At 53.2% G+C, this 25134-nt stretch carries 20 protein-coding genes; 12 read left to right on the forward strand and 8 right to left on the reverse strand.

Translation table 11 applies throughout. From position 1 onward, the window contains the following. Nucleotides 1-149 precede the first annotated feature (149 nt). Nucleotides 150-890 carry a 3'(2'),5'-bisphosphate nucleotidase CysQ gene (gene cysQ / locus AL515_RS04105; protein ID WP_061067114.1) on the forward strand — a complete coding sequence of 247 codons (741 nt, stop codon included), beginning with the start codon at nucleotides 150-152 and terminating at the stop codon, nucleotides 888-890. Here cysQ and AL515_RS04110 read toward each other — a convergent pair. Continuing rightward, a complete protein-coding gene (locus AL515_RS04110) occupies nucleotides 880-1437 on the reverse strand; it encodes a YtfJ family protein (RefSeq protein WP_048212864.1) in 558 nt (185 codons plus the stop codon). The genes cysQ and AL515_RS04110 overlap by 11 nt on opposite strands. Nucleotides 1438-1763: 326 nt before the next feature. On the opposite strand from AL515_RS04110, the gene AL515_RS04120 reads away from it, so the two are divergent. After that, the gene (locus AL515_RS04120; protein ID WP_003025710.1) at nucleotides 1764-1970 is read left to right on the forward strand and encodes a DUF1107 domain-containing protein; all 207 of its coding nucleotides are present in this window, start codon (nucleotides 1764-1766) and stop codon (nucleotides 1968-1970) included. A 65-nt stretch (nucleotides 1971-2035) separates the two neighbouring features. Here AL515_RS04120 and AL515_RS04125 read toward each other — a convergent pair whose 3' ends face one another. Next, on the reverse strand, nucleotides 2036-3373 hold the full coding sequence (locus AL515_RS04125) for a hemolysin family protein (protein WP_061067115.1): 1338 nt from the start codon (nucleotides 3371-3373) through the stop codon (nucleotides 2036-2038). A 152-nt stretch (nucleotides 3374-3525) separates the two neighbouring features. Next, nucleotides 3526-4164, reverse strand: a complete 639-nt coding sequence (gene msrA, locus AL515_RS04130) for a peptide-methionine (S)-S-oxide reductase MsrA (protein WP_061067116.1) — start codon at nucleotides 4162-4164, stop codon at nucleotides 3526-3528. 211 nt (nucleotides 4165-4375) lie between these two features. On the opposite strand from msrA, the gene tamA reads away from it, so the two are divergent. Genes tamA through AL515_RS04145 form a run of 3 tightly spaced genes read left to right on the forward strand, consistent with a single transcriptional unit; the run spans nucleotide 4376 to nucleotide 10229 of the window. After that, a complete protein-coding gene (tamA, locus tag AL515_RS04135) occupies nucleotides 4376-6109 on the forward strand; it encodes an autotransporter assembly complex protein TamA (RefSeq protein WP_048212861.1) in 1734 nt (577 codons plus the stop codon). Next, complete coding sequence (gene tamB / locus AL515_RS04140) at nucleotides 6106-9882, forward strand: autotransporter assembly complex protein TamB (protein WP_061067117.1); 3777 nt, start codon at nucleotides 6106-6108, stop codon at nucleotides 9880-9882. The genes tamA and tamB overlap by 4 nt, the downstream gene beginning before the upstream one ends. Nucleotides 9883-9884: 2 nt before the next feature. Next, nucleotides 9885-10229, forward strand: coding sequence for a gamma-glutamylcyclotransferase family protein (locus tag AL515_RS04145; protein WP_048212859.1), 345 nt, complete (start codon nucleotides 9885-9887; stop codon nucleotides 10227-10229). 57 nt (nucleotides 10230-10286) lie between these two features. Here AL515_RS04145 and AL515_RS04150 read toward each other — a convergent pair whose 3' ends face one another. From AL515_RS04150 to ppa, 3 genes are all read right to left on the reverse strand, one after another. Beyond that, the gene (locus AL515_RS04150) at nucleotides 10287-12296 is read right to left on the reverse strand and encodes a TonB-dependent receptor domain-containing protein (protein ID WP_061068791.1); all 2010 of its coding nucleotides are present in this window, start codon (nucleotides 12294-12296) and stop codon (nucleotides 10287-10289) included. Nucleotides 12297-12381: 85 nt separating this feature from the next. Further along, nucleotides 12382-13452, reverse strand: coding sequence for a 7-bladed beta-propeller protein YncE (yncE, locus tag AL515_RS04155; RefSeq protein ID WP_061067118.1), 1071 nt, complete (start codon nucleotides 13450-13452; stop codon nucleotides 12382-12384). Nucleotides 13453-13661: 209 nt separating this feature from the next. Next, nucleotides 13662-14189 carry an inorganic diphosphatase gene (gene ppa, locus AL515_RS04160; RefSeq protein WP_048212857.1) on the reverse strand — a complete coding sequence of 176 codons (528 nt, stop codon included), beginning with the start codon at nucleotides 14187-14189 and terminating at the stop codon, nucleotides 13662-13664. Between the two features lie 309 nt (nucleotides 14190-14498). Between ppa and ytfQ the strand changes: the two genes are divergently transcribed. The 5 genes from ytfQ (at nucleotide 14499) to AL515_RS04185 (ending at nucleotide 20319) form a co-directional block, all read left to right on the forward strand. Beyond that, entirely contained in the window at nucleotides 14499-15455 is a 957-nt protein-coding gene (gene ytfQ, locus AL515_RS04165) for a galactofuranose ABC transporter substrate-binding protein YtfQ (protein WP_048212856.1), read from the forward strand. Between the two features lie 121 nt (nucleotides 15456-15576). After that, nucleotides 15577-17079 (forward strand): galactofuranose ABC transporter, ATP-binding protein YtfR, encoded by a 1503-nt coding sequence (gene ytfR / locus AL515_RS04170; protein WP_048212855.1) that lies wholly within the window; start codon nucleotides 15577-15579, stop codon nucleotides 17077-17079. Nucleotides 17080-17092: 13 nt separating this feature from the next. Then, nucleotides 17093-18115: a galactofuranose ABC transporter, ATP-binding protein YtfT gene (ytfT, locus tag AL515_RS04175; RefSeq protein WP_061068792.1), complete on the forward strand. Its 1023-nt coding sequence runs from the start codon at nucleotides 17093-17095 to the stop codon at nucleotides 18113-18115. Continuing rightward, nucleotides 18102-19103 carry a galactofuranose ABC transporter, permease protein YjfF gene (gene yjfF, locus AL515_RS04180; protein WP_003025736.1) on the forward strand — a complete coding sequence of 334 codons (1002 nt, stop codon included), beginning with the start codon at nucleotides 18102-18104 and terminating at the stop codon, nucleotides 19101-19103. The genes ytfT and yjfF overlap by 14 nt, the downstream gene beginning before the upstream one ends. A 103-nt stretch (nucleotides 19104-19206) precedes the next feature. Continuing rightward, nucleotides 19207-20319, forward strand: coding sequence for a methyl-accepting chemotaxis protein (locus tag AL515_RS04185; RefSeq protein WP_082759565.1), 1113 nt, complete (start codon nucleotides 19207-19209; stop codon nucleotides 20317-20319). Between the two features lie 110 nt (nucleotides 20320-20429). On the opposite strand, the gene fbp is transcribed toward AL515_RS04185, so the two are convergent. Continuing rightward, the gene (gene fbp / locus AL515_RS04190) at nucleotides 20430-21428 is read right to left on the reverse strand and encodes a class 1 fructose-bisphosphatase (RefSeq protein WP_048212854.1); all 999 of its coding nucleotides are present in this window, start codon (nucleotides 21426-21428) and stop codon (nucleotides 20430-20432) included. 175 nt (nucleotides 21429-21603) lie between these two features. On the opposite strand from fbp, the gene mpl reads away from it, so the two are divergent. Then, entirely contained in the window at nucleotides 21604-22983 is a 1380-nt protein-coding gene (gene mpl, locus AL515_RS04195) for a UDP-N-acetylmuramate:L-alanyl-gamma-D-glutamyl-meso-diaminopimelate ligase (protein WP_048212853.1), read from the forward strand. A 107-nt stretch (nucleotides 22984-23090) separates the two neighbouring features. On the opposite strand, the gene yjgA is transcribed toward mpl, so the two are convergent. After that, complete coding sequence (gene yjgA, locus AL515_RS04200) at nucleotides 23091-23642, reverse strand: ribosome biogenesis factor YjgA (RefSeq protein ID WP_003025750.1); 552 nt, start codon at nucleotides 23640-23642, stop codon at nucleotides 23091-23093. 95 nt (nucleotides 23643-23737) lie between these two features. On the opposite strand from yjgA, the gene pmbA reads away from it, so the two are divergent. Beyond that, nucleotides 23738-25090 carry a metalloprotease PmbA gene (gene pmbA, locus AL515_RS04205; RefSeq protein ID WP_061067119.1) on the forward strand — a complete coding sequence of 451 codons (1353 nt, stop codon included), beginning with the start codon at nucleotides 23738-23740 and terminating at the stop codon, nucleotides 25088-25090. Nucleotides 25091-25134: the final 44 nt, after the last annotated feature.

Here is a 25134-nt window from a genome sequence, read left to right on the forward strand (position 1 = left end):
TGTATATAAATCTTCTTGCTTACAGAACTGTGAATCATGACATGAATATAGCGTTTAAAACCGCAGACGCTATCACAGTTGGCGGATCCCCTGGCGATCGGGTATAAGTAAAACAACGAGTTAACACCACGAAAGAAACGAGGTGGAGAATGTTAGAACATGTATGCCAGCTTGCACGGAACGCGGGCGATGCCATTATGCAGGTCTACGATGGATTCAAACCGATGGAGATTACCAGCAAGCAGGACGATTCTCCGGTCACGGCGGCAGATATCGCAGCGCACACTGTGATCCTCGAGGGATTACTGGCGCTGACGCCGGATATTCCGGTTCTGTCTGAAGAGGCGCCTCCTGGCTGGGATGTTCGTCAACACTGGCAGCGCTACTGGTTGGTCGATCCGCTGGATGGGACCAAAGAGTTCATTAAGCGTAACGGTGAATTTACCGTTAACATTGCGCTTATCGAGAAGGGAAAGCCGGTTCTGGGCGTGGTTTACGCGCCGGTAATGAAAGTGATGTACAGCGCAGCAGAAGGTAAAGCGTGGAAAGAAGAGTGCGGCGTGCGCAAACAAATCCAGGTGCGTGATGCGCGTCCGCCGCTGGTGGTGATTAGCCGCTCCCATGCCGACAATGAGTTAAAAGAGTATCTGCAACAGTTGGGTGAGCACCAGACCACCTCGATTGGTTCCTCGCTGAAGTTCTGCCTAGTGGCGGAAGGGCAGGCGCAACTGTATCCGCGTTTTGGACCCACAAACGTGTGGGACACCGCTGCGGGCCACGCGGTTGCTGCCGCAGCCGGAGCGCACGTTCACGACTGGCAGGGGAAACCTCTGGATTACACCCCACGTGAATCGTTCCTCAACCCCGGCTTCCGCGTCTCTATTTACTGAGCAGTTTGTGCAGCAGGGCAATCACCTGCTGCACCTCATCCTGCGTTAGCGCCCCATCTTTTGCCCACTGTACGCGTCCGTCTTTGTCGAGAACGACGATAGCGGAGCTCTCTTCATCCAGTTGCCAGGCCTTACGCGCAATGCCGTTGCTGTCGACAATGAATTGCGACCACGGGTAGAGCTTCTTATTGCTCTCCAGACTGCTGCGCACAAACATACCGGAGCCGGGAATGGCGTCATCGGTGTTGACGATAGTGGTGGTCTGGTATTTATCATGCGGCAGATTGGCCGCTTTGATGGCTTCAATCAGTGTCGCATTTTTCTCTTTGGCGGAGGTACGTCCGGCGATGTGTTGCACAATGCGGACTTTCCCTGGCAGTTGCGCGCTATTCCAGCTTTTGTAGCTAAACTTATCGTTATCAAGAATCAGTTCGCCGCGATCGGCAATACCCACCGGCGGCACGCGCTGGTTAGTCTCAAACGAATGTGCGGAGGCAATCATCGGCAGCAGCAGGCACGATAGGGCCAGCAGTTTTTGTAAGGTCATGGGTTTTCCTTCTTTCTTTATTATGCAGGTGATCCGACCACTTGGGCCTGGAATTTAATCATATGTGCGAATGATGCTTTTTCCCGCAAGCGCGATGCCAGTTTGCGGACGGGCGCACAAATCCTGCGAAAAATGAAGGCTTATACTGAAGACAGCGAAGCGTTGAAAAGATAATTCTGAATAATTGTAACCTGAAGGTAAATAAACTTATACACGCTGGAAACATCGTTCAGATAGTCTATAGTCATAAGGCATTAAAATTTGCGCCTGAGGATTGTCGGACCGATTGTGGTACCGCAAAGGCGTAACGCTCAGCAGGAGATACAATGAAAATTTTCCAACGATACAACCCGCTGCAGGTGGCGAAGTACGTGAAGATCCTGTTTCGTGGACGGTTATATATCAAGGACGTAGGCGCTTTTGAGTTTGATAAGGGTAAGATTCTTATCCCAAAAGTGAAGGACAAACTGCATTTTTCTGTTATGTCCGAAGTTAACCGTCAGGTCTTGCGTCTGCAAACTGAGATGGCTTGATCAAAGTGCTATGCAGTAGTTAAAAAAACGGCTCCTGATGGGAGCCGTTGATGTTTCTGGCGGGATTACGCTTTGGTCTCTTCTTTTGCATCCGGCAGCTTTGGTACCAGAACGGTAGGTTTGCTGTCCAGGCGCGTCACCAGCAGCTGATCGATCTTGTAGTTATCGATATCCACCACTTCAAATTTGTAGCCAGAATACTTCACCGAGTCGGTGCGTTTCGGGATTTTACGCAGCATGAACATCATGAAACCGCCGATGGTTTCATAGTTGCCGGACTGCGGAAACTCGTCGATATCCAGCACACGCATCACGTCATCAATCGGCGTACCACCATCAACTAACCATGAGTTCTCATCACGCGCCACAATCTGTTCTTCCAGACCCTGGCCGACTAAGTCACCCATCAGTGTCGTCATTACGTCATTAAGCGTAATAATCCCCACCACCAGTGCATACTCGTTCATGATGACGGCAAAGTCTTCACCTGCGGTTTTGAAGCTTTCCAGCGCTTCTGAGAGCGTCAGCGTATCCGGAACAATCAGCGTATTGCGGATCTGTACGCCGCTGTTCAGCGCCATGCTTTGATTTGCCAGTACGCGGTTGAGGAGATCCTTTGAATCAACATAGCCAATGATGTGGTCGATATCTTCGTTACAGACCAGAAACTTGGAATGCGGATGTTCCGCCACTTTGTTCTTCAGGCTCTGTTCATCTTCGTGCAGATCAAACCAGATAACGTTTTCGCGCGAGGTCATTGAAGACGGCACGGTACGGGATTCCAGTTCAAATACGTTTTCGATCAGCTCATGTTCCTGCTTGCGCAGAACCCCTGCCAATGCGCCGGCTTCTACTACGGCGTAAATATCGTCCGAGGTGATGTCGTCTTTGCGCACCATCGGGATCTTAAACAGACGGAAAATGTTATTTGCCAGACCATTAAAGAACCATACCAGCGGGCGGAACACGAGCAGACAGAAGCGCATCGGGTTGATGATACGCAAAGCTACAGCTTCTGGCGCAATCATACCGATGCGTTTCGGGGTTAAATCCGCGAACAGGATGAACAGGCCAGTCACCAGGGAGAACGACAGAATAAAGCTTAACTGTTCGGACAGCTCTGGGGCGAAGTATTTCGAGAACAGACCGTTAAATGCCGGTGAAAACGCCGCGTCACCGACGATACCGCCAAGAATAGCAACCGCATTAAGACCAATTTGCACAACGGTAAAGAACATGCCGGGGTTTTCCTGCATCTTCAAAACACGCTGTGCGTTTACGTTGCCTTCATCGGCAAGCAGTTTAAGTTTGATTTTGCGTGACGCAGCAAGCGAGATCTCGGATATCGAGAAAAACGCACTCACGGCGATCAGGCAGAGAATGACTAAAATACTGTTTAACATATCTTATCCGACCGTTAAGGCCAGATCCTCGGAAGGGATAAATTGATAAATCTGTGTGAAATACACATTGAAAACCGGTCCGAAGGGAGTGGACCGGCAATTTCAGGAGCTAGTATAGCGTAAGGTACTGTAAAGCCGCCAGAGGGCGGCGATTATCCTTGCGGCGGCAGGCAAACGCCTATGCCGCCAATGCCACAGTATCCATAAGGGTTTTTATGCAGATACTGCTGGTGATCGTCCTCGGCGTAGTAGAACGGAGTCGCCGTGCTGATTTCCGTCGTAATCTCGCGTTCATCGCCTGCGGCGGTCATTGCTGCCTGAAAACGCTCAAGGCTGGCCTGTGCGGCGGCGGTTTGTTCCGGCGTTAACGGGTAAATGGCGGAGCGATACTGCGTACCCTGGTCGTTCCCCTGACGCATGCCCTGCGCCGGATCGTGATTTTCCCAGAACACCTGCAGCAGTTGTTCGTAGCTGATAACATGCGGGTCATAGACGACGCGTACCGCTTCGGCGTGTCCGGTATCGCCGGAACAGACTTCCCGATAGGTTGGGTTAGGGGTATAGCCACCGGTGTAGCCGGCTGCGGTGCTATATACGCCGGGTAATGACCAGAATAAACGTTCAACGCCCCAGAAGCATCCCATGGCGAAATAAGCTATCTCCATACCGTCGGGCACGTTGGTCATCGAATGTTGGTTAACCGCATGCAGCGTTGCCACTGGCATCGGGGTGTTGCGTCCAGGTAGGGCATCTGCTTGAGTAACGAGATGCTTTCTATCAAATAAACTCATGGCCGTTCTCCCGAAATCAGTCATTTGGGTTAAGGTTGTAACGAGACGCGTCTTTGCCCAAAATAAACGGCGTGAATGCGTCTAGAGTTAAACATAAGAAATATTTGGGTTGTCGTCTGTTTTTCAACTCTTATTGTTGATTTTTTGTTAAGCCGAGGAACGGCATAGTATTTTTTTCCAGGGGTGGAAAAAAGGATATTCAGGAGAAAATGTGCCACATATCCGTCAGTTATGTTGGGTGGGATTACTGTGCTTAAGTGGCTCCGCCGCTGCTGCGAATGTTCGCTTACAGGTCGAAGGATTATCAGGGCCGCTGGAGAAAAACGTCCGTGCGCAGCTGTCCACGATTCAAAGTGACGAAGTCACACCGGACCGACGCTTTCGTGCGCGCGTTGATGATGCTATCCGCGAAGGGCTAAAAGCGTTGGGCTACTTTGAGCCGACCATTGATTTTGAACTGCGTCCGCCGCCGGCGAAAGGACGCCAGGTGCTGATTGCCAAAGTGACTCCCGGTGAGCCGGTGCTGATTGGCGGTACTGAAGTGATTCTGCGCGGAGGCGCACGTACGGATAAAGATTACCTGGATCTGCTGAAAACACGCCCGGCAATCGGCACCGTGCTGAATCAGGGCGATTATGACAGCTTCAAAAAGTCGCTCACCAGCGTGGCATTGCGTAAAGGCTATTTCGACAGCGAATTTAATAAAAGTCAGCTCGGAATTGCACTCGATCGCCGCCAGGCATTCTGGGATATTGATTACAACAGCGGAGAGCGCTACCGCTTTGGCCATGTCACTTTTGAAGGTTCGCAAATTCGCGATGAGTACCTGCAAAACCTGGTGCCGTTCAAAGAGGGCAAAGAGTACGAGTCGAAAGATCTGGCAGAGCTAAACCGTCGCCTTTCGGCAACCGGATGGTTTAATTCCGTGGTGGTGGCGCCTGAATTTGATAAAGCCCGTGAAACCAAAGTACTGCCGCTAAAAGGCGTGGTCTCGCCGCGCACCGAAAATACCATCGAAACCGGGGCCGGCTACTCTACTGACGTGGGACCGCGGTTGAAAACCTCGTGGAAAAAGCCGTGGATGAACTCCTACGGCCATAGCCTGACCACCAGTGCCAGTATTTCTGCGCCAGAGCAGGTCCTTGATTTCAGCTATAAAATGCCGCTGTTAAAGAACCCGCTGGAGCAGTATTACCTGGTGCAGGGGGGCTTTAAGCGTACCGATTTAAACGACACCGAGCAGGACTCAACCACGCTCGCGGTCTCCCGCTACTGGGATCTGTCGAGTGGCTGGCAGCGTGCAATCAACCTGCGCTGGAGCCTCGACCACTTTACCCAGGGTAACGTCACCAATACCACCATGCTGCTTTATCCGGGGGTGATGATTAGCCGGACGCGCTCGCGCGGCGGCCTGATGCCCGTCTGGGGCGACTCTCAGCGTTATTCCATCGATTACTCCAACACAGCCTGGGGCTCAGACGTTGATTTCTCCGTTTTCCAGGCGCAAAACGTCTGGATCCGTACACTGTACGACAAGCACCGTTTTGTGATGCGCGGTAACCTCGGCTGGATTGAAACCGGCGACTTCGACAAAGTCCCGCCAGATCTGCGTTTCTTCGCCGGGGGCGACCGTAGTATCCGCGGCTACAAATACAAATCTATTTCACCCGAAGGCAGCGACGGCAAGCTGAAAGGGGCCTCGAAGCTGGCGACGGGCTCGCTGGAATACCAGTACAACGTGACCGGGAAATGGTGGGGCGCGATGTTTGTCGATAGCGGTGAAGCGGTCAGCGATATTCGCAAAAGCGATTTCAAAACCGGTGCCGGGGTCGGTGTACGCTGGCAGTCGCCGGTCGGACCTATCAAGCTCGACTTTGCCGTCCCCGTCGGCGACAAAGATGAACATGGTTTACAGTTTTACATCGGTCTGGGGCCTGAATTATGAGTTTATGGAAGAAGATAAGCCTCGGGGTACTGGTTGTTATCCTGCTGTTGTTAGGTACCGTCGCGTTCCTGGTGGGGACAACCTCCGGTCTGCATCTGGTCTTCAAGGCAGCTAATCGCTGGGTGCCTGGGCTGGAGATCGGTCAGGTCACCGGCGGCTGGCGGGATTTATCACTGAAAAATATTCGTTATGACCAGCCCGGCGTGGCGGTGAATGCTGGCGAAGTACATCTGGCCGTGGGGCTTAATTGCCTGTGGAACAGCAGTCTGTGCGTCAACGATCTGTCGCTGAAAAATATCAACGTAGCGATCGACAGCAAAAAAATGCCACCATCAGCGCCGGTGGAGGAAGAAGAGAGCGGTCCGCTTAACCTTTCCACGCCTTACCCCATCACGCTTTCACACGTGGCGCTTAACAACATCAATATCAAAATTGATGACACCACGGTTTCCGTGCTGGATTTTACCTCTGGCCTGAACTGGCAGGAAAAAACGCTGACCCTGAAGCCAACGTCATTGCAGGGGTTGCTGATTGCCCTGCCTAAAGTGGCGGAAGTGGCACAGGAAGAGGTCGTTGAACCAAAAATTCAAAACCCGCAGCCGGATGAAAAACCGCTCGGCGAAACGCTAAAAGATCTGTTCTCAAAGCCGGTGCTGCCGGAAATGGCCGATGTGCATCTGCCGCTCAATCTCAATATTGAAGAATTTCGCGGCGAGCAGCTGCGCGTGACCGGGGATACGGATCTCACGGTACATAACCTGCTGCTGAAAGTGAGCAGCATTGACGGCAACATGAAGCTGGACGCGCTGGATATCGACTCGAATCAGGGGGCGGTAAAAGCCAGCGGCACGGCGCAGCTCACCGACACATGGCCGGTCGATATTACGTTAAACAGCACGCTGAACATCGACCCGTTAAAAGGCGAAAAGGTGAAGCTGAAGGTCGGCGGCGCGCTGCGTGACCAACTGGAAGTCGGCATAAACCTGTCCGGTCCGGTGGATATGGATCTGCGGGCGCAAACGCGTCTGGCGGAAGCCGGGTTGCCGCTCAATCTGGAAGTGGTGAGTAAGCAGATTTACTGGCCGTTTACCGGCGACAAACAGTTTCAGGCCGATGACATCAAGCTCAAGCTGACCGGCAAGATGACCGACTACACGTTGTCGATGCGTACCGCCGTGAAGGGACAGGATATTCCTCCAGCTACCATCACGCTGGACGCTAAAGGCAACGAACAGCAGATCAATCTCGACAAACTCAGCGTTGCGGCGCTGGAAGGAAAAACCGAGCTGAAAGCGCTGGTGGACTGGCAGCAGGCGATCAGCTGGCGCGGAGAGTTGACGCTGGATGGCATCAATACGGCAAAAGAGATCCCGGACTGGCCGTCAAAACTGAATGGTCTGGTGAAAACCCGCGGCAGTCTGTATGGCGGAAGCTGGCAGATGGAGGTTCCGGAGCTGAAGCTGACCGGGAATGTAAAACAGAATAAGGTCAATGTGAACGGTTCGCTGAAGGGGAACAGTTACCTGCAATGGATCATTCCGGGCCTGCATCTGGAGCTGGGACGCAACAGTGCGGACGTAAAAGGTGAACTGGGGGTTAAAGACCTCAACCTCGACGCGACGATTGATGCCCCAAGCCTGGATAACGCGCTGCCGGGGCTGGGCGGTACGGCGAAAGGGCTGGTAAAAGTTCGCGGTACGGTTGAAGCACCACAGCTGCTGGCGGATATTACCGCCCGTGGTCTGCGCTGGCAGGAACTTTCCGTTGCTCAGGTACGCGTTGAAGGGGACGTGAAATCGGCCGAGCAAATCGCCGGTAATCTTAATGTTCGCGTAGAGAGGATTGTACAACCTGACGTGAATATTGGCCTGGTGACGCTCAACGCCAAAGGCAGTGAAAAGCAGCACGAGCTGCAGTTGCGCATTCAGGGGGAACCGGTTTCCGGGCAACTGGATCTTGCCGGGAGCTTTGATCGCAAAGAACAGCGCTGGAAAGGAGAGTTAAGCAATACCCGCTTCCAGACGCCGGTCGGTCCGTGGTCGCTTAACCGCGCGATTGCGCTGGATTACCGTAATCAGGAACAAAAAATTAGTATCGGACCGCACTGCTGGAACAACCCGAATGCGGAGCTGTGCGTACCACAGACGATTGATGCGGGCGCGGAAGGGCGCGCGGTGGTGAATCTGAACCGTTTCGATCTGGCAATGCTGAAACCGTTTATGCCGGATACAACCCAGGCCAGCGGCGTGTTCACCGCTAAAGCCGATGTGAGCTGGGACACCACCAAAGAGGGGCTGCCGCAGGGACAGGTCACGCTAAGTGGGCGTAACGTGAAGGTCACCCAGAGCGTAAACGATGCCGCGTTACCGGTGGCGTTTGAGACGCTGAATCTGACCGCTGACCTGCACAACAACCGTGCTGAACTGGGCTGGCTGATTCGCCTGACCAACAACGGGCAGTTCGACGGCCAGGTGCAGGTAACCGATCCGCAGGGACGACGTAATCTTGGCGGTAATGTGAATATCCGCAACTTCAATCTGGCGATGGTGAACCCTATCTTCTCCAGAGGTGAAAAAGCCGCGGGAATGATCAACGCCAACCTGCGTCTGGGCGGCGATGTGCAAAGCCCACAACTGCTTGGACAACTGCAACTGAGCGGTCTGGATATCGACGGCAACTTTATGCCGTTTGACATGCAGCCCAGCCAGTTAGCCGTTAACTTCACCGGAACGCGTTCGACGTTAGCGGGCGTGGTGCGTACGCAGCAGGGGCAGATTAACCTGAGCGGCGATGCCGACTGGAGTCAGATAGACAACTGGCGGGCGCGGGTCGCGGCTAAAGGCAGTAGGGTTCGTATTACCGTGCCGCCGATGGTTCGTCTGGATGTCTCTCCGGACGTGGTCTTTGAAGCCACGCCGAGTCTGTTTACCCTGGATGGCAACGTGGATGTGCCGTGGGCGCGTATTGTGGTGCACGACCTGCCGGAAAGTGCGGTAGGGGTGTCCAGCGACATGGTCATGCTCAACGACAACCTGCAGCCAGAGAAGCCGCAAAGCGCCGGTATTCCGATCAACAGCAACCTGAACATTCATGTAGGCAACAACGTACGTATTGATGCTTTTGGTCTGAAAGCACGTCTGACGGGCGATCTGAAAGTTGCGCAGGATAAGCAGGGGCTGGGGCTGAACGGACAAATTAATATCCCGAGCGGTCGCTTCCATGCCTATGGTCAGGATCTGATTGTGCGTAAGGGCGAGCTGTTGTTCTCCGGCCCGCCGGATCAGCCGTTGCTTAACATCGAAGCGATTCGTAACCCGGATGCCACCGAAGACGATGTGATCGCCGGCGTTCGCGTCACCGGCACTGCTGATGAACCGAAAGCGGAGATCTTCTCTGACCCGGCAATGTCGCAGCAAATGGCGCTTTCCTACCTGCTGCGCGGACAAGGGCTGGACAGCGAGCAGAGCGACAGCGCGGCGATGACCTCAATGCTTATTGGCCTGGGGGTTGCACAAAGTGGTCAGGTTGTGGGTAAAATCGGGGAGACATTTGGCGTAAGCAATCTGGCACTGGACACGCAAGGGGTGGGTGACTCCTCTCAGGTGGTTGTCAGCGGATACGTACTGCCAGGTCTGCAGGTGAAATATGGTGTGGGTATATTTGACTCCTTAGCGACACTCACGCTACGTTATCGTCTGATGCCTAAGCTATATCTGGAAGCCGTGTCTGGCGTAGATCAGGCACTTGATTTGCTCTATCAGTTCGAGTTTTAGCAATGCGAATATTTGTCTACGGCAGTTTACGAACCAAACAAGGCAACAGCCACTGGATGACCAATGCCCTGTTGCTGGGAAATTTCAGTATCGACAACTACCAGTTGTACAGCCTGGGCCACTATCCAGGCGCAGTTCCGGGGAACGGAACGGTACACGGGGAAGTTTATCGTATTGACAACGCCACGCTGGCAGAGCTTGACGCTCTGCGTACGCGAGGTGGCGAATATGCACGCCAGTTAATTCAGACGCCGTACGGAAGTGCATGGATGTACGTGTACCAACGTTCAGTCGAGGGATTAACGCTGATTGAAAGCGGTAACTGGTTAGACCGAGACCAGTACTGATATATCGCCTACGAGAATAAACAACGCCGCCTTCGGGTGGCGTTGTTTATTTAAGGCTTAAAACTCTACGCGCGCGCCGAGATTATAGCGACGGCCTTCCACCTGCGCGGATTCATTCCACGCGGTAGTCAGCTTCGGATCCTCATCCAGCACGTTGTAGACCCCTGCCATCAACTGCGTGTGCTTATTGAGCTGATAACGTACGCCCACATCAACCATTGTGTAGTCATCGTACTTGTAGTTATTACCACTGTTGCGGTTACTGCTGCGATAGTTCACCGTACTCCACACGTCGAGACTCTGTGTCGCCGCCCAGCTCAGCGACAGATTCGCCATATGACGCGGGTAGTCGTTTAGCGCGTAGCCTTTATTGGCGCCACTTTTCTGCTCGCTGTGGTTCCAGGTGTAGTTAGCGTTGGCTTTCACATCGGCGCTAATTTGCCAGTCGGCATTCAGCTCAATGCCGTATACGTCTGCCTCACTGACGTTAAAGTATTTACTGACGGAATCTGCTTTGTAGCCATTCACCGAGCACTGGTTTGTCGCCGTGGTTTCACAAATGGTTTGTTCAGCGATTTTGTCTTTGAACTGGGTATAGAAGACCGTGCTATCCAGAGCCAGCGCATCGCCCGTCCAGTAGAGTCCCAGTTCAGAGTTAACGCTTTTCTCTGGTTTCAGGTCGTCATTACCTACCGTCAGGAAGGGATAAGGCACGGTTGAGCCGTAAGGGGTGACGAAGTTGCTGGAGGTCGCGCGTAGCTCCGGTTTTTTATATCCTGCCGAAATACCGCCCTTTAGCGCCCAGGCATCGCTGAAGGCCCAGTTGCCGTACATTTTTGGCGTAATATGTGTACCAAAGTTATCGTCCTGATCCATACGCGCCGAAGTGGTCAGGATGAAATCGTCAACACTCCAGCCATCTTCAGCAAACAGCGCCCAGCCGTTGCGGCTGATTTTGGTTACCGGCTCTGAGCCGGGCAGCGTTTTGTTAGCCACATCAAAGCGGTCATTTAACTCTTCGCGGGTAAAATTCGCCCCGATGGTCAGTTTATGGTTGTCGAGTGTAAACGTGGTTTGCGAATTAGCGACATAGTTTTCCATCTGCACATACTGCGGGGACTGACCGTCATAAACGTATTTTGAGCGGCCCTTTTCGTAGTTGATGTAGTTGGTCGTCGCGATGGTGTCATCTGCATACCAGCCGGTATGTGTCAGGGTGGCGGCGTTGCGATCGAACAGCCATGACCATGGCGCGCCGCGTTTCTGAGTGCGATTTTTCTCCTGCTCGCCGGTGACAACGTTGAGGTCGAACAGGTTGTTTTCGCTGGCGGCCAGGCCCAAAGTCATATCAATGGATTTACGGTTGTGTTTGCCGAAATAGTCATTGCGATCGTCATCGCGACGGTCGAGCCAGTCGGCCGCTACGCTAAGGCCGAGAACATCTGGCACAATCGGCCCCATGGTAAACAGATTCATCTGGCTGGTATTACCCAAATACTGGTGTTCCTGAAGCCAGGTATTGGCGGCAATTGCCGTCGTCCACTCTTTTGCACCATACGGTTTTTTGGTAATCACGTTGACCACACCGCCGATGGCATCTGAGCCGTACAGCGAGGACATTGGCCCGCGGATAACTTCGATACGCTCAATGGCCTCCATTGGCGGTAAGAAGTTGGCTTCAGTACCGATATCATGGCCGTAGGGGCGTGACTCACCGGTATTTTGTTTGACGCTGTTGACCATAAAAGCGGTATAGGACGGGTCCATACCGCGGATCATAATGCTGCCCGCATTCATGCCGCTGCTGTTGGTAACCGAGACGCCAGGAAGGTTTTTAATCGCTTCACCAATGCTACGGTCCGGCTGAATATCCAGCGTTTTACGATCGATAACTGAAATGGTGGCCGGCGCTTCGCGCTTTTGCTGCGAGAACCCGGATGCGGTGATCACCATTTCATCTTCATTATTGCGTGAGGTTTCGGTGAGTTCTTCTGCCTGAGTGGGGAAAATAACCCCGCCAGAGAATGCAACGATCCCTGTCAGCGTAATAAGTTGACGCGTTTTCATAATATAAGACACCTGAAAAGTAAAAAACAAAAGCATCACCTTGCAACCCGGAAAAGCTGCAAGGTGTAAGAAGCGTTTTTAATTATTAATATTTAGAGAGATCGATTTTCAGCACGTAATCGGGCTTTACGCCAATCATTTCTTCCGGCTGTTTTACGCTGACATACAAGGTGTTAGCGTCATGAGAAAGTGCAAGACTGTTAGGTAACGCAGTGGTTTCAATGCTTTGTTTTACCTGATAAGTCTTGCTGTCCACAATGCTGATGCGCTTTGCATTGCGGTGGGTGATATACACTTCCTGGCGTTTTTCGTTATATATAACTGCCAAAGAGTTAATGACCTTAATTGGCGCAATAACTTTGCCAGTATTAATATCGACAACCAAAACATCTGCTAAATCCGGATCGGTCAGGAACGCGCGGTTATTTTTTGCATCCAGCGCAATATTCAGGAAGAAATGTTTTTTAGCGGGTTCAATGGAAAAGCGGCTAATGATTTTGTGGCTGCTGGTGTCCAGCGTAATCAGCTCGTTTCTGCCATTCACCACATACAGGCGGTTCTTATTTGCATCCACCGCCATACCGGTCGGATACTGACCCATATTTTCAATGGTGGCGATTTTTTCGCGCTTTTGCGTATCCACCACCCAGACAATGCCTTTTTCAGCCACGCCGGAAACGTACAGACGGTGATGCTGCTTATCGAGCACCATTTCACGCGTATGGACGATTTCCTTTGGATTTTTGGTCTCGCTCAGTTGCAGTATCGCCAACTCTTTACCGCTGCGGGTATCAATTAGCGTTACCGAACCTTCCAGCGTGTTGCCCACATATAGCACCTGATTTTCTTCGTCCAGCGCGGTGGCAAAGGCACGACGGCTGGTGTCGATGACTTCGGTGGTTGTGAGTTTTTCCAGATCGAGTTTGTAGATAAGCCCGCGGGTTTTGTCTTTATCAAACGACGGAGACGAGGCGGCAAAGAGCGTGTTCTGCTGACTATCAACCGCCAGTTCATACACGCCGTTCCCGACGTCGTGGGTCAGAAAATCTTTCTCAGGTAGCATCTGCGCCACGCTGGGCAGGCTGGTAAATAACAGTGCTGTGGCGAGCGCCACACAAGAATAGTGTTTCAGGGACTTCACAGTGTGGAGGTTCATTGACTTTTATTCACATTTATTTACATTGTGCGAATGATAATGAGATCTAATCTCATTCGCAATTAAGATAAATGAAATGTGACTACCCAATCTGGTAGGTCAAAAAGAAACCAGCGGGATACCGGGAAAATAAAGGGAGGAAAAGCACAGGCATAAAAAAACCCTTACTAACCAGAGGCTGGTGTTCAGGGTTTTCAGAGCAGGCGAACTTACTTCTTCGCGCGCTCGAAGGAAGCAACGATTTCAGCTTTAGCGGCTTCAGCGTTGTCCCAACCGTCAACTTTTACCCATTTGCCTGCTTCGAGGTCTTTGTAGTGCTCGAAGAAGTGGGTGATCTGTGCCTTCAGCAGGTCCGGCAGGTCGGTCACATCTTTAATGTGATCGTATTCTTTGCTCAGTTTGGTGTGCGGTACCGCAACCAGTTTTGCATCTTCGCCGGATTCGTCGGTCATTTTCAGTACGCCAACCGGACGGCAGCGGATCACTGAACCTGGCTCCAGCGGATACGGAGTCGGGACCAGAACGTCTACCGGATCACCATCCAGAGACAGGGTGTGGTTGATGTAACCGTAGTTGCACGGATAGAACATCGCGGTGGACATGAAGCGGTCAACGAACAGGGCGCCGCTCTCTTTGTCAACTTCGTATTTGATCGGATCTGCGTTTGCAGGGATCTCGATAACAACGTAGATATCTTCCGGCAGATCTTTACCGGCAGGGACGTTGAGTAAGCTCATGTCTGTTTCCTTTAAATAAGCTATGGCAAACAAGTGGCGGGTATTATAGCCAACTCGCGCCGAATGTCTCCGCTTGTTTTCGATTTCGCGGCGCACATTTTCTTCTTTTCCCTTCTCTTTTGTGACAGAAAAATCCATATCTTCAGCCGCATTTTTCATAGTGATATGAAAGCGATTACAAAGTTGTGATTAACGTTTTATTTACTTTTTTGAAGTGTGATGTAACGCAATTCGTTACATGCTCAATTGTCTATAGTTTTTTCGCGACTGTTTATTAACCAACAATAATCCCCCTACGAGGACGCACTTATGTGGAAGCGCTTACTTTTAGTCACAGCAGTTTCGACAGCCATGTCGTCTATGGCATTGGCAGCCCCTTTAACCGTAGGATTTTCGCAGGTTGGCTCTGAATCCGGCTGGCGCGCGGCGGAAACCAATGTGGCGAAAAGCGAGGCCGAAAAGCGAGGTATTACGCTGAAAATCGCTGACGGCCAGCAAAAACAGGAAAACCAGATTAAAGCCGTACGCTCATTTGTTGCGCAGGGCGTGGATGCCATCTTCATTGCGCCGGTCGTGGCAACGGGTTGGGAGCCGGTGTTAAAAGAAGCGAAAGATGCCAACATTCCGGTCTTTTTGCTCGATCGTTCCATCGATGTAAAAGACAAATCTCTCTATATGACCACCGTTACCGCCAATAACGTGCTGGAAGGTAAATTAATCGGCGACTGGCTGATTAAAGAGGTGAACGGCAAACCGTGTAACGTGGTTGAGCTGCAAGGGACCGTCGGGGCCAGCGTGGCGATTGACCGTAAAAAAGGTTTTGCCGAAGCCATCGCCAGCGCGCCAAACATCAAAATTATTCGCTCTCAGTCCGGGGACTTCACCCGCAGCAAAGGCAAAGAAGTGATGGAGAGCTTTATCAAAGCTGAAAACAACGGCAAGAACATCTGCATGGTTTACGCTCACAACGATGACATGGTGATCGGGGCTATCCAGGCGATCAAAGAAGCGGGTCTGAAGCCGGGCAAAGATATTCTGACCGGTTCAATCGACGGCGTACCGGATATCTATAAAGCGATGATTGATGGCGAAGCCAACGCCAGCGTCGAACTGACGCCAAATATGGCAGGGCCGGCATTCGATGCGCTGGAGAAATTCAAGAAAGACGGCACGATGCCTGAGAAGCTGACCATTACCAAATCTATCCTCTATCTGCCGGATACGGCGAAAGAAGAGTTAGAGAAGAAGAAAAACATGGGCTACTAGTTTTGCTGTCGGTCTTCCGTAGGCCGGATAAGGCGTTACTCCGCCATCCGGCATTTATTGCCTGATGGCGCTGCGCTTATCAGGCCTACGAAACGCCGTGATTTCGTTCCGGAGGAATACCATGACCACCGACCAACATCAGGAGATCCTCCGCACCGAAGGATTAAGTAAATTTTTTCCCGGCGTCAAAGCACTGGATAACGTGGATTTCAGTCTGCGTCGGGGCGAGATTATGGCGCTGCTGGGGGAAAACGGAGCCGGCAAATCGACGCTCATCAAAGCGCTGACCGGCGTTTACCATGCAGATCGCGGCACTATCTGGCTCGAAGGCCAGCCGATCTCCCCGAAAAACACCGCCCATGCCCAGCAACTGGGGATTGGCACCGTGTACCAGGAAGTGAACCTGCTGCCCAATATGTCGGTTGCCGATAACCTGTTTATTGGCCGTGAGCCGCGGCGTTTTGGTCTGCTACAGCGTAAGCAGATGGAAAAACGCGCGACGGAGCTGATGGCGTCATACGGTTTTTCCCTCGACGTCCGCGAGCCGCTGAACCGCTTTTCCGTGGCGATGCAGCAGATAGTTGCCATCTGTCGGGCAATAGATCTCTCCGCGAAAGTGCTGATCCTCGACGAACCCACCGCCAGCCTCGATACCCAGGAAGTTGAAATGCTGTTCGGCCTGATGCGTCATCTGCGCGATCGCGGTGTCAGCCTGATCTTCGTCACCCATTTTCTCGATCAGGTTTATCAGGTCAGCGATCGCATCACCGTCCTGCGTAACGGCGGCTTCGTTGGCTGCCGTGAAACCCGGGAATTACCGCAAATTGAACTGGTCAAAATGATGCTGGGTCGCGAACTGGATACCCATGCGCTACAGCGTGCGGGCCGCACATTGCTGAGCGATAAGCCGGTGGCGGCCTTTAGCGGCTTTGGCAAGAAAGGCACCATCGCGCCGTTTGATCTACAGGTGCGTCCCGGCGAGATCGTCGGTCTCGCCGGACTGCTGGGATCCGGGCGAACGGAAACGGCCGAGGTGATCTTCGGCATTAAACCCGCCGACAGCGGCAGTGCGCTGATCAAAGGCAAACCGCAGACCTTGCGATCGCCGCATCAGGCTTCGTGTCTGGGGATCGGCTTCTGTCCGGAGGATCGCAAAACGGATGGCATCATCGCCGCGGCTTCGGTACGGGAAAATATCATTCTGGCCCTGCAGGCGCAGCGCGGCTGGCTGCGGCCTATCCCACGGAAAGAACAAAACGAGATTGCCGAGCGTTTTATCCGCCAGCTCGGAATTCGTACCCCCAACGCTGAACAGCCGATCGAGTTTCTCTCCGGCGGTAATCAGCAAAAAGTTTTGCTCTCGCGCTGGTTGCTGACCAAACCGCAGTTCCTGATCCTCGATGAACCCACGCGCGGGATCGACGTCGGCGCGCATGCGGAGATTATCCGCCTGATCGAAACGCTGTGCGCGGATGGTCTGGCGCTGCTGGTGATTTCATCCGAACTGGAAGAGTTAGTGGGTTATGCCGATCGGGTCATTATTATGCGCGATCGCAAACAGGTAGCCGAGATCCCACTGGCTGAACTGTCCGTACCGGCGATCATGAATGCCATTGCGGCCTAAGGAGACTATGGTGATGCCTCAATCTCTCCCTCAATCCAACACCGCGAAACGACGGTTCCGTTGGCCAAAAGGTATGCCGCAACTGGTGGCGCTACTGCTGGTGCTGCTGGTCGACAGCCTGGTGGCCCCGCACTTCTACCAGGTGATTTTGCAGGATGGTCGCCTGTTCGGCAGCCCGATTGATATTCTCAACCGTGCCGCTCCCGTGGCGCTGCTGGCGATTGGTATGACGCTGGTGATTGCCACTGGCGGCATCGATCTTTCCGTTGGCGCGGTGATGGCTATTGCAGGAGCGACCACCGCGGCGATGACGGTGGCCGGGCACAGTCTGCCGGTGGTGCTGCTTGCTGCCTTAGGCTCCGGCATTCTGGCCGGGCTGTGGAACGGGATTCTGGTGGCAATCCTCAAGATCCAGCCGTTTGTTGCGACACTTATCCTGATGGTGGCCGGGCGTGGAGTGGCGCAGCTTATCACTTCCGGGCAGATCGTCACTTTCAACTCGCCCGAGCTGTCGTGGTTTGGCAGCGGCTCGCTGTTACTGTTCCCCACGCCGGTGATTATCGCGCTGCTGACGCTGGTCGCCTTTTGGCTGCTAACGCGTAAAACGGCGCTGGGCATGTTCATTGAAGCGGTGGGCATTAACATTCGTGCGGCGAAAAACGCCGGGGTGAATACCCGCATCATTGTGATGCTCACTTATGTGCTGAGCGGCCTGTGTGCGGCTATCGCCGGTATTATCGTCACGGCGGATATTCGTGGGGCAGATGCCAATAACGCCGGATTATGGCTGGAGCTGGATGCCATCCTGGCGGTGGTTATTGGCGGTGGCTCGCTGATGGGCGGGCGCTTTAACCTGCTGCTATCGGTAATTGGCGCGTTGATCATTCAGGGGATGAACACCGGGATTTTGCTGTCGGGCTTCCAGCCGGAACTGAATCAGGTGGTCAAAGCCATCGTGGTGTTGTGCGTGCTGGTCGTGCAGTCACAACGCTTTATCAGCCTGATAAAAGGAGTGCGCGGTCATGATAAAACGTAATTTACCGCTGATGATCACCCTCGGCGTGTTTGTGCTGGGCTACCTTTACTGCCTGACGCAATTCCCAGCTTTTGCTTCCACCCGGGTGATTTGCAATATCCTGACCGATAACGCTTTTTTAGGGATTATTGCCGTGGGCATGACTTTCGTGATCCTCTCTGGCGGGATCGACCTTTCCGTTGGCTCGGTGATCGCCTTTACCGGCGTATTTTTGGCGAAGGCCATTGGCTATTGGGGGATTTCCCCGCTGCTGGCGTTTCCCCTGATTTTGCTGATGGGCTGCGCGTTTGGCGCATTTATGGGGTTACTGATTGATGCGCTGAAGATCCCGGCATTCATTATTACGCTGGCGGGAATGTTTTTCCTGCGCGGCGTCAGCTATCTGGTCTCTGAAGAGTCGATCCCAATTAACCATCCGATCTATGACACGCTCTCAAGCCTGGCATGGAAAATTCCTGGCGGCGGTCGCCTGAGCGCGATGGGGTTGTTAATGCTGGGCGTGGTGGTGATTGGCATCTTCCTTGCGCATCGTACGCGCTTTGGTAATCAGGTTTACGCCATTGGCGGCAACGCCACCTCTGCTAACCTGATGGGCATTTCTACTCGCAGCACAACGATCCGCATTTATATGCTGTCTACCGGGCTTGCTACGCTGGCCGGCATTGTCTTTTCCATTTACACCCAGGCGGGTTATGCGCTGGCGGGCGTTGGCGTTGAGCTGGATGCGATTGCCTCAGTGGTGATTGGCGGAACGCTGCTAAGTGGTGGGGTCGGTACGGTGTTAGGCACGTTGTTTGGCGTTGCCATTCAGGGGCTGATCCAGACCTACATTAATTTTGATGGCACATTAAGTTCCTGGTGGACGAAGATCGCGATTGGCATTTTATTGTTTATTTTTATAGCGTTACAACGCGGTCTGACGGTGCTTTGGGAAAATCGTCAGAGCTCGCCGGTAACCCGAGTGGGTACGGCGGCAACACCAAAGTAACATCATGATTTTGCACAAAACATTTAAATACCTAAACTTTTTCCGGTTGTAGTCGATAGGTTCTGTACAGGTCTGTTTTAACCCTACAACCGGAAATATACCGATGCCAAAATCCCTTTCAATTCGATCAAGTTTGTTGGTGTTATTGTCTTTGCTGACGTTTCTTCTGTTGCTGACCGGCGGTATGGGGCTTTATGCCGCTACCCGCGTTATTAACTCTTTGGTTTATCACGGTATTATGAGTGCTGCCATGTTGGCTGCCATTGTGTTGCTGGCGGTCATTTGGTTTATGCTGCGAAATAAGTTTCTCAAGCCGCTGGATAGCATAGTGGAACAACTGGAACGCCTGGCGACGGGGGATTTGTCGCCTGTTAGCGCGTTATCGGCCAGCGCCGAATTCAACCGCCTGAACGCGGCAATGGATAACATGCGCCATGCGCTGGGCGACTCAGTACAACGCGTACGCGATGCCAGCTCGCAAATTGATATTGGCAGTCGTGAACTGACGGCCGGGAACCAGCATCTGGCACAACGCACTGAATCGACAGCCACTTCACTGGAGCAGACCGCCGCCAGCATGGAAGAACTCACCGCGACGGTGAAACAGAATGCACAGAACGCGGAACAGGCGCATCAGTTGGCAAAATCAGTGTCGGATACCGCCGATCGCGGTAGCGAAATGGTGTGCTATGTGATCGAGAAAATGCGCGATATTTCCGGCAGTTCCAGCCGAATCGCCGACATCCTCAGCGTAATCGACGGCATTGCTTTCCAGACCAACATCCTGGCGCTTAACGCCTCCGTTGAAGCGGCGCGCGCCGGTGAGCAGGGGCGGGGTTTTGCGGTTGTTGCAGGTGAAGTACGTAATCTGGCCAGCCGCAGCGCCGAGGCGGCAAAAGAGATCCGTACATTGATCAGCGATTCCCATACGCATGTGGGTGAGGGAAGTGAACTGGCGCAGCAGGCGGGTGAAACCATGGATGAGATTGCGACCGAGGTCATGCGTATGACCAAACTGATGCGTGAAATTGCCAGTGCGTCCCAGGAACAGAGTCGCGGCATTGAGCAGGTGAATATTGCGGTGATTCAGATGGATGAAACGGCGCAGCAAAATGCGGCGCTGGTACAGCAGTCTTCAGCGGCTACCCGCTCGCTGGAAGAGCAGTCTTCAGCGCTAATCGAAGCCATGGCCGTATTTAAGCTACAGACAGCCTAACCGAACGTAGGCCTGATAAGGCGAAGCCGCCATCCGGCAATATCACAGCATTGTGCCGGATGGTACTTCGCTTATCCGGCCTGCAACGTGCTGTAGGCCGGATGTTGCGCTTATGCGTCCGGGAACTCGCGGATAAAGCGCTCTACATCGTCAACCATATGGTCGTTACCCACGAAGAAGGAGCGGCGTTGGTGCAGGCTTTCCGGGATGATATCCAGAATACGATTTTTACCGTCGCTCGCCTTGCCGCCGGCTTGCTCAGCCAGCAGGGCCATTGGGTTGCATTCGTACAGCAGACGCAGTTTCCCTTGCGGGTGGCTGGCGGTGCTTGGGTACAGATAGATCCCGCCTTTCAGCAGATTGCGATGGAAATCGGCAACCAGAGAGCCAATGTAGCGCGAAGTGTACGGGCGCTGGGTTGACTTATCTTCTTCCTGACAGAATTTAATGTATTTCTTCACGCCATTCGGGAATTTAATGTAGTTGCCTTCGTTAATGGAGTACGTGCTACCTTTCGCCGGGAAGCGCATACGTTCCTGGCTGAGGCAGAATACGCCCAGAGAAGGATCGTAGGTGAAGGCGTGCACGCCACAGCCGGTGGTGTACACCAGCATGGTGGAAGAACCATAAACCACGTAGCCCGCAGCAACTTGCTTGTTGCCCGGCTGCAGGAAATCCTCTTCCGTGACCGGCGTGCCGACGGGGGTTACGCGGCGATAAATAGAGAAAATCGTACCGACAGAGACGTTAACATCGATGTTGGATGAGCCATCCAGCGGATCCATTAGCACAACGTATTTTGCGTGTTCACAGCCTTCAAAGACGACAATTTCATCTTCTTCTTCTGAGGCAATTCCCGCCACGATGTCGCGTGCCTTCAGTGCAGCTTTCAGTTTTTCGTTTGCGAACAGATCGAGTTTTTGTTGCACCTCTCCCTGCACGTTCTCTGCACCGCTGGCACCCAGGATATCGACCAGACCGGCCTTATTGATATCGCGGTGGATGATCTTGGCGCCCAGCTTTATTGCCGACAACAAAGCAGTGAGTTCACCGGTAGCATGAGAAAACTCGTGCTGCTTTTCGACAATAAATTCACCTAACGTTTTCATAACACTTTCCCTGCAATTTATGTGGAGTAAAGCGACCGCAACAATATTAACAAATATTTCAGCTATCGCGCTCAGGTGAATCGCGCCAGCAAACTACGGAATATCCTGAAATGCGTTTCTCAGTTGCCAGACATGTGCGTAAAATGGCCCCCAGATTAAAAAAGGATAGTGACGTATGCGCATTCATATTTTGGGAATTTGTGGCACTTTCATGGGCGGTCTGGCGATGCTGGCACGCTCGCTCGGTCATGAAGTAACCGGTTCGGACGCCAATGTGTATCCGCCGATGAGCACCTTACTTGAGAAGCAAGGCATTGATCTGATTCAGGGTTACGATGCCAGCCAGCTCGATCCACAGCCGGACCTGGTGATCATCGGTAATGCGATGACCCGTGGTAACCCCTGCGTGGAAGCGGTGCTGGAGAAGAACATTCCATACATGTCTGGCCCGCAATGGCTGCATGACTTTGTATTGCGCGACCGCTGGGTACTGGCGGTTGCGGGTACGCACGGCAAAACCACCACCGCCGGAATGGCGACCTGGATCCTCGAAGTCTGCGGCTATAAACCGGGCTTCGTGATCGGCGGCGTGCCGGGTAACTTTGAGGTTTCCGCGCGTCTGGGCGAAAGTGACTTCTTCGTGATTGAAGCGGATGAGTACGACTGCGCGTTCTTCGATAAGCGTTCTAAATTCGTGCATTACTGCCCGCGTACCCTGATCCTCAATAACCTTGAGTTCGATCACGCAGATATCTTTGACGATCTGAAAGCGATTCAGAAACAGTTCCATCATCTGGTGCGTATCGTGCCGGGCCAGGGACGCATCATCTACCCGGAAAACGACATCAATCTGAAACAAACGATGGCGATGGGCTGCTGGAGCGAACAGGAGTTGGTGGGCGAGCAGGGTCACTGGCAGGCGAAAAAGCTCACTACCGATGCTTCCGAGTGGGAAGTGTGGCTGGACGGTGAAAAAGTGGGTGAAGTTAAGTGGGGTCTGGTCGGCGAACACAACATGCACAATGGCCTGATGGCGATTGCGGCAGCCCGTCACGTGGGCGTCGTGCCTGCGGATGCAGCCAATGCGCTAGGCTCGTTCATTAACGCCCGTCGTCGTCTTGAACTGCGTGGTGAAGCGCACGGCGTGACGGTGTATGATGATTTTGCCCATCATCCAACCGCGATTCTGGCAACGCTTGCGGCGCTGCGCGGGAAAGTTGGCGGTACGGCACGCATTATTGCGGTGCTGGAGCCTCGCTCTAACACCATGAAAATGGGACTGTGCAAAGATGATCTGGCGCCGTCGTTAGGCCGTGCGGACGAAGTGTTCCTGCTGCAACCCCCGCATATTCCGTGGCAGGTAGCAGAAGTCGCTGAAGCCTGCGTTCAGCCGGCGCACTGGAGTGGTGATGTGGATGCCCTGGCAGATATGGTGGTGAAAACCGCGCAGCCAGGCGATCACATTCTGGTGATGAGTAACGGCGGATTTGGTGGTATTCATCAAAAACTGCTGGATGGTCTGGCGAAGAAAGCTCAGGCGGAAGCGCAAGAGTAAAAAAATGCCCGGTGGCGCTACGCTTACCGGGCCTACAACGAATTCACGGATTGTAGGCCGGATAAGGTGTTTGCACCGCCATCCGGCACTTTCGGCAGACGAAGAGGTTAGGCCTCGTTTTCCGCCAGTTCACGCAGATACTGGAAGATCTGGCGGGAAGATTTTGGCGGCTTGTTGCCCGCTTTTTCTTTCCTGGCGTTACGCACCAGAGAACGCAGTTGCTGACGATCGGCGTCAGGCCACAGGTTCATCACTTCTTCGATAGCTTCATCGCTACCGTCAACCATACGGTCACGCAGTTGCTCCAGCTTATGGAAAACAACGACCTGCTGGTTGTGGCGATTTTTCAGCTTGTCCAGCGCCTGACGGATAGGATCAACATCGCGCTGGCGCAACATTTTGCCAATCAACTGCAGCTGGCGGCGGCGTCCTTCCATCTTAATACGCTGGGCCAGCTCAATGGCGGCACGTAAATCCGCATCGAGCGGGATCTTATCCAGCGCGTTTTTCCCCAGATCAACCAGTTCCGCACCCAGGCGTTTTAACTCCTCGGCATCGCGTTTAATTTCACTTTTACTGACCCAGATAATTTCATCGTCTTCGTCTTCGATGTCATCACCGGGAACGTCGTCGAGCCAGTCTTCGGGCTGCTTTGTCATTTCAGGCTCCTTAAAAAAAGAGGCTAATGTTACCAGTTAAGATGCGCACTGAAAAACGGTTCTCTGTTAGACTTCAGAGAAACTCTCTCTACATTATGGCATTTGCGATGAAAGTAATCTCACAAGTTGAAGCGCAGCGTAAGATTCTGGAAGAAGCAGTCTCGACGGCACTGGAATTAGCGTCAGGTAAGTCGGATGGCGCGGAAGTCGCTGTAAGCAAGACCACGGGTATTAGCGTCAGCACCCGTTATGGTGAAGTGGAGAACGTCGAATTCAATAGCGATGGTGCACTGGGGATTACGGTTTATCACCAGAACCGTAAGGGCAGCGCATCGTCCACCGATTTAAGCCCGCAGGCAATTGCACGCACCGTGCAGGCTGCGCTGGACATTGCACGTTACACTTCGCCGGATCCGTGCGCAGGCGTGGCAGATAAAGACCTGCTGGCCTTTGAGGCGCCCGATCTGGACCTGTTCCACCCGGCGGAAGTTTCCCCTGATGAAGCCATCGAACTGGCTGCTCGTGCTGAACAGGCGGCGCTGCAGGCTGATAAGCGTATCACCAATACCGAAGGCGGCAGCTTTAACAGCCACTATGGCATCAAAGTGTTTGGTAACAGCCACGGCATGCTGCAGGGCTACTGCTCCACGCGTCATTCCCTTTCCAGCTGTGTGATCGCGGAAGAAAATGGCGATATGGAACGCGATTACGCCTACACCATTGGCCGGGCGATGGACGATCTGCAAACGCCGGAGTGGGTAGGGGCTGACTGTGCTCGCCGCACCTTATCTCGTTTGTCGCCGCGTAAGCTGTCCACCATGAAAGCGCCGGTGATTTTCGCCAACGAAGTGGCGACCGGACTGTTCGGACACTTGGTCGGCGCGATTGCCGGCGGTTCGGTGTACCGCAAATCTACCTTCCTGCTGGATTCACTGGGCAAACAAATTCTGCCGGAATGGCTGACCATTGAAGAGCATCCGCACCTGCTGAAAGGGCTGGCGTCGTCGCCATTCGACAGTGAAGGGGTACGGACTGAACGCCGTGACATCATTAAAGACGGCGTGCTGACTCAGTGGCTGCTGACCAACTACTCTGCGCGTAAGTTGGGGCTGAAGAGCACCGGGCATGCGGGCGGGATCCACAACTGGCGAATTCCGGGACAGGGTCTAAGCTTCGAGCAGTTGCTCAAAGAGATGGGCACAGGCCTTGTGGTTACCGAGCTGATGGGCCAGGGCGTAAGCGGCATTACCGGCGATTACTCGCGCGGCGCGGCGGGCTTCTGGGTCGAAAACGGCGAAATTCAGTATCCGGTGAGTGAAATTACCATCGCCGGTAACTTAAAAGAGATGTGGCGCAATATTGTGACCGTGGGGAACGATATTGAAACGCGCAGTAATATCCAATGTGGTTCGGTATTGTTACCGGAGATGAAAATCGCCGGGCAGTGATACTCGTTAATGCGTTAATTTTTAATAATAAAAAAGGAAGTGAG

Origin of the sequence: Citrobacter sp. FDAARGOS_156, assembly GCF_001559235.2 — a bacterium.
Lineage (GTDB): Bacteria > Pseudomonadota > Gammaproteobacteria > Enterobacterales > Enterobacteriaceae > Citrobacter > Citrobacter youngae.